The sequence below is a fragment of the Streptomyces decoyicus genome, from assembly GCF_019880305.1.
GTDB classification, from domain to species: domain Bacteria; phylum Actinomycetota; class Actinomycetes; order Streptomycetales; family Streptomycetaceae; genus Streptomyces; species Streptomyces decoyicus.
This window is the reverse complement of the sequence record NZ_CP082301.1, coordinates 4674572-4686408: the sequence shown is the minus strand read 5'-3', so window position 1 is coordinate 4686408 and position 11837 is coordinate 4674572. Positions and strand designations below refer to the sequence as shown.

10 protein-coding genes are annotated in these 11837 nt (G+C 70.8%); 3 read left to right on the top strand and 7 right to left on the bottom strand.

The features are described 5' to 3' along the window. Positions 1-211 precede the first annotated feature (211 nt). Positions 212-904 (top strand): hypothetical protein, encoded by a 693-nt coding sequence (locus tag K7C20_RS20620; protein WP_053208608.1) that lies wholly within the window; start codon positions 212-214, stop codon positions 902-904. Then, entirely contained in the window at positions 901-1359 is a 459-nt protein-coding gene (locus tag K7C20_RS20615) for a DUF2752 domain-containing protein (RefSeq protein WP_030088841.1), read from the top strand. Before K7C20_RS20620 ends, K7C20_RS20615 begins: the two co-directional genes overlap by 4 nt. Before the next feature lie 60 nt (positions 1360-1419). Here the strand turns inward: K7C20_RS20615 and K7C20_RS20610 are convergent, their stop codons facing one another. The 7 genes from K7C20_RS20610 to bldG all read right to left on the bottom strand — a co-directional run bounded on the left by K7C20_RS20610 (position 1420) and on the right by bldG (position 9263). Next, on the bottom strand, positions 1420-1815 hold the full coding sequence (locus K7C20_RS20610; protein ID WP_053208607.1) for a hypothetical protein: 396 nt from the start codon (positions 1813-1815) through the stop codon (positions 1420-1422). A gap of 294 nt (positions 1816-2109) precedes the next feature. After that, positions 2110-2307 (bottom strand): hypothetical protein, encoded by a 198-nt coding sequence (locus tag K7C20_RS20605; protein WP_030088845.1) that lies wholly within the window; start codon positions 2305-2307, stop codon positions 2110-2112. Positions 2308-2394: 87 nt separating this feature from the next. Then, the gene (locus K7C20_RS20600; protein WP_030088847.1) at positions 2395-3933 is read right to left on the bottom strand and encodes a DUF7059 domain-containing protein; all 1539 of its coding nucleotides are present in this window, start codon (positions 3931-3933) and stop codon (positions 2395-2397) included. A 140-nt stretch (positions 3934-4073) separates the two neighbouring features. Further along, entirely contained in the window at positions 4074-4658 is a 585-nt protein-coding gene (locus K7C20_RS20595) for a hypothetical protein (protein WP_030088849.1), read from the bottom strand. 218 nt (positions 4659-4876) lie between these two features. Continuing rightward, the gene (locus K7C20_RS20590; RefSeq protein ID WP_053208606.1) at positions 4877-7282 is read right to left on the bottom strand and encodes a sodium-translocating pyrophosphatase; all 2406 of its coding nucleotides are present in this window, start codon (positions 7280-7282) and stop codon (positions 4877-4879) included. A gap of 1084 nt (positions 7283-8366) precedes the next feature. Beyond that, positions 8367-8810: an ATP-binding protein gene (locus tag K7C20_RS20585; RefSeq protein WP_030074865.1), complete on the bottom strand. Its 444-nt coding sequence runs from the start codon at positions 8808-8810 to the stop codon at positions 8367-8369. 111 nt (positions 8811-8921) lie between these two features. Beyond that, positions 8922-9263, bottom strand: a complete 342-nt coding sequence (gene bldG / locus K7C20_RS20580) for an anti-sigma factor antagonist BldG (RefSeq protein WP_004571875.1) — start codon at positions 9261-9263, stop codon at positions 8922-8924. A 162-nt stretch (positions 9264-9425) separates the two neighbouring features. On the opposite strand from bldG, the gene K7C20_RS20575 reads away from it, so the two are divergent. Beyond that, positions 9426-11789: a DEAD/DEAH box helicase gene (locus tag K7C20_RS20575; RefSeq protein WP_245171024.1), complete on the top strand. Its 2364-nt coding sequence runs from the start codon at positions 9426-9428 to the stop codon at positions 11787-11789. Positions 11790-11837: the final 48 nt, after the last annotated feature.

Genomic DNA, 11837 nt, shown 5'->3' with positions numbered 1-11837 from the left:
TGTCACACAGTGACGGATCCCCGGCGCATCGCCGCTCAGCCCCGGGGCCGCGCACCGCACCGCCCGCGGGCCGACGACCGTCACAAGGCGGTGCCGGATGCCGTCATTGCCTTGATACAGCACGTAAGCGGGCTGGCAGGATGGATACGGCACGGCTCGCCGTTCGAGTCGAGTACTGCCGTCATCACGCACCCTCGGGGGGACCTCAGCCATGGCGAACCAGTACCCCGGACCGCCGCCGGATCAGCCGCCTGGTCAGCCCGGCCAGAACCCCTACGCCACGCCGGACGGCGGCGGGCCTGCCGATGCCGGATACGGGTACCCGCAGGGCGGCCGCCCCGGGGACCCCGGGTACGGCTACCCGCAGGCCGGCTCGCAGCCCCAGCCGGGATACGGCTACCCGAACGATGTCCCGCAGCCGCCGCCCGCGCCCGGTTTCCCGCCGAGCACTGTGCCGCAGCCGGCGCCCGGGGGGTTCCAGAGCGGCCCCGGAGGATTCCAGGGCGGCCCCGGCGGGTTCCAGAACGGCCCCGGGGGATTCCAGGGCGGGGCCCAGCCCGGGGGGATGGCGCTGTCGCTGGGCGATATAGCGGTGGCCGGGGACACGGTCGTCACGCCCGCCGGGCCGATGCCGCTCAAGGGCGCGATGTGGACGGCGACCGACATGTCGCGGACGGAGGAGAAGACGCCGGCGCACGCGGTCGTGCTCGCCATCGTCTTCTTTTTCTTCTGTCTGCTCGGTCTGCTCTTCCTGCTGATGAAAGAGCGGGTGACCCTCGGCTTCGTGCAGGTCACGGTGAACAGCGGTGGCCGGCACCACTCCACGATGATCCCGGTGCAGTCACGCGAGCAGGTGATGTTCGTGCTCAACCAGGTCAACTACGCCAGGTCGCTGAGCGCGTGAGCCCCGCGGAGTCTCGGGGGCCCGGGGAGTCCTGGGGCCCCGACGCGCCCGTGGAGCCCACGGGGGCGTCGATCCGGGCGCGCACCGTCCGCCGGGCGTCGATCGCTCTCGGCGTCGGGGCGTCGGCCGCCGTCTATCTCTGGCACACCGATCCGCACCAACCGGGGCAGCTGCTGATCCCGTGCCCGTTCAAATGGACCACCGGGCTGCTGTGCCCGCTGTGCGGCGGGACGCGGATGGCGTACGACCTGATGCACGGCGAGGTCGTGACGGCGTTCCATGACAACGCCGTGCTGCTCGTGCTGGCCGGGCCGGCCGTCGCGTACGCCCTCGGGCGCTGGCTGGTCGCGGGGCTCGGCGGACGCGTCTACCGGCCACGGCTCTCGGCCCGCGGCAATGCCGTGGTGCTCGGCATCGCCGCGGTGTGGATGGTCGCCCGCAACCTGGTCTCCTAGGGGGACACCCCCCAGGAGACGTCCCGGAGGGTCCGGCCGCGGTTCCCGGACCCTCGCGCGTCAGCGGACGGTGACCTTGACCACCGGCGAGACGATGCTGCCGGCGCCCATACGGAGCTGGTTGACGCCCTTGATGCCGAGCTTGACCCGTACCGAGTACGTGCCGCTGGCGTTGACCGGCGTCCGGGCGGGCAGCGAGACCCACTTCGTGCCCTGCTTCTGCTGGACGGTGACGTTGGTACCGGGCTTGATGCCCTTGGCGGTGCCGGAGATCCGGAACTCCTGCCAGGCGTTGACGGTGGTCGCGCTGGCCTTGGCGGTCAGTGCCGGGGCGCTGGCCACGACGGGCGTGGGCGAGTGGAGGTGCTGCGGCGCGGCGAAGGCGGCGGCCGAGCCGCCGGCGAGGAGGGAGACGGCGATGGTGCCGACGGCGACGTAGCGGAATGCGCGGTTCATGTGGGTTCCTCACTGAAGGGTCGTGAGCCTGCCGGTCGTTGCCGACCTTCACTGAGGAACATGGCCGTCGGCCCGGAAAAGTTCCCGCGTACCGCCACACATCGGCCATCTGTCACAGAACTGGCCGGAAGTGAACGTAGCGGCGCGCAACGGGAGTTGTGGGCGGCGCCCGCACCGGCGGTACGGGCCCGACGACCCAGCGGCTCGGGCACCACAGCTCCCCGGCCCCGGCTCAGCAGCCAGGGCTGCCGGCTCCCGGCTCCCGGCTCCCGGCTCCCGGCTCCCGGCTCCCGGCTACAACGCTGCCAGCAACCAGCCGCCCGTGGCCAGGAACACCACCCCGGACAGCAGCGCCGTCACGGTGGCCACCGGGCGGCTGACGCCCTCGGCGACCGGCGCACCGGTCCGTACGCAGACGCCCGTCCACACCAGCAGTCCGGCGCCAAACAGCGCGAACGCCGCACCGGCAAATGCCTCGGGTCCACTCTCCATGCGGGCAGCGTGGCACCCCGGGACGGCCTCCCGGCGAACGCCGGATGAACGACGTCCGCTCGCTCCGTACCGCTCCCCCGGCCTCCGTCAGCCGCCCGCGGCCACCGGCTCCAGGAACCCCTGCTCGACCAGCATCCGGATCGAGGCCGGCGTACGGTCCCGCAGCAGCACCGGATCCTCGCCGACGAGTTGGGCGATGGCGTCCAGAATCCGCCCGGCCGGGAGCGAGCCGTCAGACACCCCGGCGAAGCCCGCGGCGACCGTGTCCACCTTCGTCGCCCGCCGCATACCGCGGTTCTGGCGCAGCACCACATGCTCGGGGTCCTCCGCCCCGGGCAGCCCGACCTGCTCCTGCACCACTTCGTCGGCGAGCCGGAAGTGGCCGGCCAGCAGCGCCGCGTCGTCCGTGGCCCGCAGGTAGTCCTGGCGGGCGAAGTGCCGTACGACCGACTCCCCCAGCGGCTGTTCCACCGGATGCGGCCATTCCTCGACCGTGATGGACGGGGAGTCCGATCCGGACTTGCGCAGGGTGATCCAGCCGAAGCCGATGGCCTTGGTCTTGTGTGCCTCGAATTCGTCGAGCCAGGCGTCGTACCGCGCGGCGTACTCCTCGTCGCCGGTGCGGTGGTCGCCGGCGTCACGCAGCCACAGCTCGGCGTACTGGGTGATGTCCTGCACCTCGCGCTGCACGATCCAGGCGTCGCAGCCGCGCGGCACCCAGGAGCGCAGCCGGTCGTGCCACTCCTCGCCCGCCACATGCTGCCAATTGGCCAGCAGCTGGCAGTATCCGCCGTCGTTGAGATGCGCGCCGGACTGCTGGACGAGCGTCCGGCACAGGTCGTCGCCGCCCATGCCGCCGTCGCGGTAGGTGAGCCGGGCGCCGGGCGAGATCACGAACGGCGGGTTGGACACGATCAGGTCGTACGTCTCGTCACCGACGGGCTCGAACAGCGAGCCCTCCCGCAGGTCGGCCGGCCCCGCCCCGGAGAGCGCCAGGGTCAGCGCGGCGATCCGCAGCGCCCGGGGGTTGAGGTCCGTGCCCGTGACGCGGGTGGCGTGCTGCGCGGCATGCAGCGCCTGGATGCCGGAGCCCGTGCCGAGATCGAGCGCTTTGGTGACCGGCCTGCGGACCGTGAGCCCGGCGAGGGTCGTGGACGCACCGCCGACGCCGAGCACCAGCTCCGCGCGGTCCTGTTCCCCGACGCCCCGGATACCGCCGGCGCCGCCGACCGCACAGCCCAGGTCGGAGACGATCCACCAGTCCTGTTCCTCGGGGCCGCTGTATGGCCGCACGTCCACGCTCGCGCGCAGTTCCTCGCCGTCCTGCACCAGCCAGCCGTCGGCGAGACAGTCCTCGACGGGCAGCGCGGCCTGCGCCCGCCGCAGCTCCACCGGGCGCTGCAGCAGGAACAGCCGCACCAGCGTCTCCAACGGGCTGTCGCCGCGCGTGGCCCGCAGGGCGGGGACGGTCTCGCTGCGCGCCAGCGCGGCATAGGCCGGCGCGCCGAGCAGATCCAGCAGCCCGTCGGCGGTGAAGGCGGCGGCCAGCAACGCCTCGCGCAGCCGGGCGGTGCGGGCGTTGCTCTCGGGGTCCTGGACATCAGCGGTGGGGAGGTGCGTACTCACGCCCCCATTGTCGGCCCTGCCACCGACAATCGGCGACGGCCCGGCGCCACACCCTTCTCGGGCGCGTCGCCGGGCCGTACGGAGCCGTTGCTGTTCGCGTGCGCCGTGGGCCCTCCCCACGTGTGCGGACGCTCTTGCCGCTACGACTTCTTGGACTGCGTGGGGGCCGGGGAGCCGGACGCGGCCGGGTTCTGGCAGCCCTTCTGGGCGGCCATCGCCTTGCCGACGTCGCCGGCCTCCAGGTTCTTGAAGGCCGCCTCGCTCTGCTTGTTGAGTTTGTTGATGCCGCTGGAGAGATCGCGCAGACCGTCCGCGAACTTGAGCTTGTCCGAGGTGTCGAGTTTGTTGACCTGCTTCTGGAGGTCCGCGTAGCCCTTGGACAGTGAGTTGAGCTCCTTGACGGCGTTCTGCTGGGCCTGCTTGCCCTGTTCGGTGGGCGGCGGCCCGGCCTTCTCCAGGGACTTGGCCAGCGAGGCGTAGGCGCTGGAAATCTTCTGGAAGGCCGCCGAGTCCGTCTGCTGGACCTTCTTGGAGTCCGTGCTGCCGTCATCGGCCGTCTGCATGGCGCCGTTGGCGTCCTGGATCTGCTTGAACTGAGACTGCGCAGGATCGCAGAAAGTCTTCGCCCAGTCATTGAGCTTCTTGTTGCTGTCGTCGCTGCAGCCGGTCAGCGCGAGCACCAGTGCCGCACCGCCGGACAGTGCAGCCACAAGCTTCTTGTTCACCGGATTGGTCCCTTCCATGGCTCTCGGCCCCGGAACATACACGTCCAAAGGGCCTGGGCCACCGGTCGGGGATCCCCTCCGGCCCTCATTGCAGCCATTTGCACCAAGGTCCGCAGGGCCACCCGAGCATGCGGAAGGCGGGTGGCCGGCAGCTGCAAAATACGCCGTCCACCCGCCCAGTTGTGCGGTCCGCGAGGCCTTCGGGAGGTCCTTTCCGGCTAGGACGCCACCGCCGTCTTGGCTGACTTGGCGATGCTTTCCGGATCTTCGGAGTTGTCTTCGTCACCTACGGCGATTCCCCGCCGCTTGGAGACGTAGACCGAACCGACGATGACGGCGATCGCCAGCGCCGAGACCACGATCCGTACGCCGACGCTCTTGTCCTGCCCGTACGAGAACTTCACCACAGCGGGCGCGATGAGCAGCGCCACCAGGTTCATGACCTTCAGCAGCGGGTTGATCGCCGGTCCCGCGGTGTCCTTGAACGGGTCGCCCACGGTGTCACCGATGATCGTCGCGGCATGCGCCTCGCTGCCCTTGCCGCCGTGATGGCCGTCCTCGACGAGCTTCTTGGCGTTGTCCCACGCGCCACCGGAGTTGGCGAGGAAGACCGCCATCAGCGTGCCGGTGCCGATCGCGCCCGCCAGGAACGAACCGAGCGCGCCGACGCCGAGCGAGAAACCGACCGCGATCGGGGTGAGCACCGCCAGCAGCCCGGGGGTGGCCAGCTCACGCAACGCGTCCTTGGTGCAGATGTCGACGACCCGCCCGTACTCGGGCTGTTCGGTGTAGTCCATGATCCCGGGGTGCTCGCGGAACTGCCGGCGCACCTCGAAGACCACCGCTCCCGCCGACCGCGACACCGCGTTGATCGCCAGCCCGGAGAACAGGAAGACGACCGAAGCGCCGAGGATCAGCCCGACCAGGTTGTTGGGCTGCGAGATGTCCAGGCTCAGCCCCATCCCGCTGGCGGCGTTGCCGATCTCCCGTACGGCGGTGGCGATCGCGTCCCGGTACGAGCCGAAGAGCGCGGCCGCGGCCAGTACGGCGGTCGCGATGGCGATGCCCTTGGTGATGGCCTTGGTGGTGTTGCCGACCGCGTCCAGGTCGGTCAGCACCTGCGCGCCGTCACCGGTGACGTCGCCGGACATCTCCGCGATGCCCTGCGCGTTGTCGGAGACCGGACCGAAGGTGTCCATGGCCACGATCACGCCGACGGTGGTCAGCAGGCCGGTGCCGGCCAGGGCCACCGCGAACAGCGCCAGGATGATGGAGGCGCCGCCCAGCAGATACGCCCCGTACACGGCCAGGCCGATCAGCACCGCCGAGTAGACGGCCGACTCCAGGCCGATCGAGATGCCGGCGAGCACGACCGTGGCCGGGCCGGTCAGCGAGGTCTTCCCGATGTCCCTGACGGGCCGCCGGTTGGTCTCGGTGAAGTAGCCGGTCAGCTGCTGGATCAGTGCGGCCAGCACGATGCCGATGGCAACCGCCACCAGCGCCAGAATCCGCGGGTCGCCGCTGCGGCCCAGCACCTCGGTGTCGGTGACACCGGTCAGGTCGGCGTAGCTGGACGGCAGGTAGGTGAACACCGCGATGGCCACCAACACCAGCGAGATGCCCGCGGAGATGAAGAAACCGCGGTTGATCGCCGTCATGCCGCTGCGGTCGCTGCGCCGGGGCGCGACGACGAAGATGCCGACCATCGCGGTGAGCACCCCGATGGCCGGGACCAGCAGCGGGAAGGTGAGCCCGGCGTCACCGAAGGCCGCCATGCCCAGGATGAGGGCGGCGACCAGGGTCACCGCGTACGACTCGAAGAGGTCGGCCGCCATACCGGCGCAGTCACCGACGTTGTCGCCCACGTTGTCCGCGATGGTCGCGGCGTTGCGCGGGTCGTCCTCGGGGATGCCCTGCTCGACCTTGCCGACGAGGTCGGCGCCGACGTCCGCGGCCTTGGTGAAGATGCCGCCGCCGACCCTCATGAACATCGCGATCAGCGCGGCGCCGAGACCGAATCCCTCCAGCACCTTGGGCGCGTCGACCGCGTACACGAGCACCACGCAGGACGCGCCGAGCAGGCCCAGCCCCACGGTGAACATGCCGACGACGCCACCGGTACGGAATGCGATCTTCATTGCCTTGTGCGAGACGGCCGTAAGATCCTTTTTCCCGGTGTCCCCCGCGGCCGGAGTGGCTTCCCGGGCGGCCGCCGCCACACGCACATTGCTGCGCACGGCGAGCCACATGCCGATATAGCCGGTGGCCGCGGAGAATCCGGCGCCGATCAAGAAGAAGGCGCTGCGTCCGGCGCGCTGCGTCCAATTGTCCGCGGGCAGCAGCATGAGCAGGAAGAACACCACGACGGCGAATACGCCGAGGGTCCGCATCTGCCGTGCCAGGTAGGCATTTGCGCCCTCCTGCACGGCCGCCGCGATCTTCTTCATACTGTCGGTTCCCTCACCGGCCGCGAGCACTTGGCGGACCAGCACCGCCGCGACAGCCAGCGCCGCCAGGGCGACCACGGCGATCACCAGCACGATGCCGCGGTTGCCCGCCGTAAGTGAGGGCCCCGCCAGAAAAGTGGGGGTGTCAAGCAACTGAGGGGTGTAAGGCCCCGCCATTCGTCCTCCTTGACGTTTGGCACATGGGCGCGCGGAAGCACGCTCAGGCGTCCTGAGCAAGATGTGGACGGATTGTAGGGAGCCGCGGTTGATCAAAACAGTACGCGTCAAAGGGAATTCGCCGGTAGCAGCGAAGATCAAAAGGTCGACGCCACACGGAATTCGCCCGGACGAAGGAATGCGACGAATTCGCTGACCGCCGACCGATGATCTCTCTGTCGTACTGATCGCCCATTGATCGCAAACTGATCGTCGCTGCTCAAGGACATCACCTCGGAGCCTGAGGCGATGGAGGCTTGCGTGACCCCGGAGAGAATTGATCCGCCCGTATACGACCGAACGGGTGCCCCGCAGCCCGCGGGCCGCTCCCCCGCACCCGGTGAGAGCCCGTCAGATCGAGTCCGGATCGCAACCCATGAGGCTTGATGGGGGCCCGGGGTGGGGGCCGAGGCAGGGGCCGGGGACAGGGGCGCTGGGCGGGGGCCGAGGCAGGGGCCGGGGCGGCAGGGACCGGGGACCGGGACAGGGGCGATGGGCGGGGACCGAGGCGGGGGCAGGTGCCGGGGCGAGGCAGGGGCCGGGACCGGGGCCGGGGCCGACGGTCGGCCGCTGCGGGTCTCCGGGGTCGGCTTACGGGGCCGCGTGTGCCGCGGTCAGCAGCGGCCGTCGGACGGCTGAGGCCACGTCGGGCAGCGGCGGCCTGCTCATGGCACGGTGGGGACAGTGGGGAGGGGGACGAGCCCTACCGCGAGCCGCCCAGGTGCGGCGTCGCTCGCTCAGCTCACCATCGCGTCGTCCGGCCCCGTCGCGCAGCACGAGACAGCCGACGGGCAAGCTCGAGAAAATGCCGGCGATCCGGCGATCCGGGTGTGCCGGATGCCGAATGGAAGCGCGAGCCCGATCAGCTGCTCACGAGAGCGGCCGGGATGCGATCAAACGGGCGGCGCCACCGACCGGTCAGCGGGGCGGCAGGCACAACGACGCGAGCGCCGCCGGCTACGGGCGTGCGCCGCGGCTTCCGGCTACGGACGTAGACCGCGGCTTCCAGGGCATCGGGCATCCCACAGGGCGCTCCGCCGGAGCGCTACGGCAGGACAGCAGCCGTCGCGGTGGGCCAGGTCATGCGGATCAGTCCGCCGTCCTTGCCTGCGGTCACCTCGACATCGTCGACCAGACCACTGATCACGGCGAGGCCCATTTCGTCCTCGCCCTCGGCGTCGCTCTCCGCGGCGCCCTCGGTCTCGTCGGCGCCCCGCGCCCCGGCCGTACCGGAGTCGCCGGAAACGCCATCACCCACCTCGATCGAGAACTTCTTGTCGTCCTCGATCAGCAGGACGCGGACGGGCTCCTCGATGTCATGGCTCTCGTGCAGCCCCACGGCCCGGCTGCACGCCTCACCGACGGCGAGCCGCACCTCGTCCAGCACGGCCTCGTCCACCCCGGCGCGCCGTGCCACGGCAGCCGCGACCAGACGTGCGGTGCGAACGTGCTCGGGAAGGGCGCTGAATCGAAGTTCGACGGTGGCCATGCCATCCCCCTCGTTTTGCGGGCGTGCGACGCAGGGGGCCGGACACCGTGTCCGGGACCCCCCACTGCTTCCTCCCCCCGCACCTGATGGCGCGGGGGACCGGCAAAGTCGTCAGTCAGTAGCTGCGACGGCTTCGTCGACCGAGGTGTGAATCGGGAACACCTTGGTCAGTCCGGTGATACGGAAGATCTTGAGAATGCGCTCCTGGTTGCAGACCAGGCGCAGCGAGCCCTCATGGGCACGCACCCGCTTGAGTCCGCCGACCAGCACGCCGAGCCCAGTGGAGTCGAGGAAGTCGACACGTTCCATGTCCACCACGAGGTGGTAGCTTCCGTCGTTCACAAGCTCGACCAGCTGCTCCCGCAGCTTGGGCGCGGTGTATACATCAATCTCGCCACCGACCTCGACGACCGTACGGTCGCCAACGGTCCGGGTCGACAGGGACAGGTCCACGGATCCTCCAGCACCTTGCTATCGAGCGGTCGCCCCCCTGGGGCCTCCCCACCGAAGGTAGGGGCGGATCTGGCAGCCGCGATGGCATTCAATCACTTACCGGCAGGCGTGCACGACGCCCTTTGAGCATTGTCCGTCACTCCGGTGACACACTCGGTGCCGATGGCCTCCAATCCAGTCCCGCCGGATGCGGGCGCGCGCCCTTCCCCAGGCATGATTCTCGAACGTCTCGCCCGGGGCGCGACCCGCGCTGCGCGCATCACTCATACGGAGCACTTGCCCCCGCGCATCGGCCGCCATGCCGACTGGCCGGAACAGATCCGGCCGGAAGTGATCGATGCCATCCGTTCGGCCGGAATCGAGCGTCCCTGGGCCCACCAGGCACGGACATCCGAACACGCGCTGCGCGGCGAGTCGGTCGTCGTCGCCACCGGCACCGCCTCGGGTAAGTCCCTGGCGTATCTCGCGCCGGTCCTCTCCACGCTCCTGGACGGCTCCGAGGCCCCGAACGGGCGGGGCGCCACGGCCCTGTATCTGGCCCCCACGAAGGCGCTGGCAGCCGATCAGCGGCGGGCCGTACGCGAGCTGGCCGCCCCGCTGGGCACCGCGGTGCGGCCCGCGGTCTACGACGGCGACACCCCCGTCGAGGAGCGCGAGTGGGTCCGCCAGTACGGCAACTACGTCCTGACCAACCCCGACATGCTGCATCGCGGCATCCTGCCGGCACACGCCCGCTGGTCCTCCTTCCTGCGCGCGCTGCGCTATGTCGTCATCGATGAATGCCACAGCTACCGCGGCGTCTTCGGCTCCCATGTCGCGCAGGTCATCCGCCGGCTGCGCCGCATCTGCGCCCGGTACGGCTCCGAGCCGGTGTTCCTGCTCGCCTCCGCCACGGCCGCGAAGCCGGCGCAGGCCGCGACCCGGCTCACCGGTCTGCCCGTGGTGGAGATCACGGAGGACACCTCGCCGCGCGGCGAGTTGGTCTTCGCGCTCTGGGAGCCCCCGCTGACCGAACTCCACGGCGAGCAGGGCGCCCCGGTACGCCGGACGGCCACCGCCGAGACCGCGGATCTGCTCACCGACCTGGCCGTCCAGGGCGTACGCACCGTCGCCTTCGTCCGCTCCCGGCGCGGTGCCGAGCTGATCGCCCTGATCACGCAGGAGCGGCTCGCGGAGGTGGACCGCTCGCTGCCCGGTCGGGTCGCCGCGTACCGGGGCGGATATCTGCCCGAGGAACGCCGCGCCCTGGAACGCGCTCTGCACAACGGCGATCTGCTCGGCCTGGCCGCCACCACCGCGCTCGAACTGGGCGTGGACGTCTCCGGTCTGGATGCCGTGGTCATCGCCGGCTATCCGGGGACCCGGGCGTCCCTGTGGCAGCAGGCCGGCCGGGCGGGCCGCTCGGGGCAGGGCGCGCTCGCCGTGCTCGTGGCCCGCGACGACCCGCTCGACACCTATCTCGTGCACCACCCCGAGGCGCTCTTCGACCAGCCCGTCGAGTCCACCGTCCTCGACCCCGACAACCCCTACGTGCTCGCCCCGCACCTGTGCGCGGCCGCCGCCGAACTCCCGCTCACGGAATCCGACTTCGTGCTCTTCGGACCCGCGGCCGGCGGGCTGATGCCGCAGCTGGAGGCCGCGAACCTGCTGCGGCGGCGCGCCAAGGCATGGCACTGGACGCGTCGTGAGCGGGCCGCCGACCTCACCGACATCCGCGGCCAGGGCGGCCCGCCGGTGCAGATCGTGGAGGCCGGTACCGGGCGGCTGCTGGGCACCGTGGACGCCGCCGCCGCGCACACCACCGTCCACGACGGCGCGGTCCACCTCCACCAGGGCCGTACCCATGTCGTCCAACACCTCGACCTGGCCGACAATGTGGCGCTCGTCGAGGAGGCCAGTCCGCCCTATTCCACGACTGCCCGCGACACCACCGCGATCGCCGTCCTCGAGACCGACACGGAGATCCCGTGGGGCGAGGGCCGGCTGTGCTTCGGGTCCGTCGAGGTCACCAATCAGGTCGTCTCCTTCCTGCGCCGCAAACTGATCACCGGCGAGGTCCTGGGCGAGACCAAGCTCGATCTGCCGCCCCGTACGCTGCGCACCCGCGCGGTGTGGTGGACGGTCACCGAGGACCAACTCGATGCCGCCCGCGTCAACCCCGAGCAGCTGGGCGGCGCCCTGCACGCCGCGGAGCACGCCTCCATCGGCATGCTGCCGCTCTTCGCCACCTGCGACCGCTGGGACATCGGCGGCGTCTCGATTCCCCTCCACCCGGACACCCTGCTGCCGACCGTCTTCGTCTACGACGGCCATCCGGGCGGCGCCGGATTCGCCGAGCGCGCCTTCCACACGGCCGCCGCCTGGCTCACCGCCACCCGCGATGCCATCGTTTCCTGCGAATGCGAGGCCGGCTGCCCTTCCTGCATCCAGTCGCCCAAGTGCGGCAACGGCAACGACCCGCTCCACAAGCGGGGGGCCATCCGGTTGCTGGGCGAGCTGTTGCGCGGGGTGCCGCAGGGCACGTGACGGGGGTGCCGCCACGGGCGGGGCGCGGACCTCGGCAGTCGTGGCGGG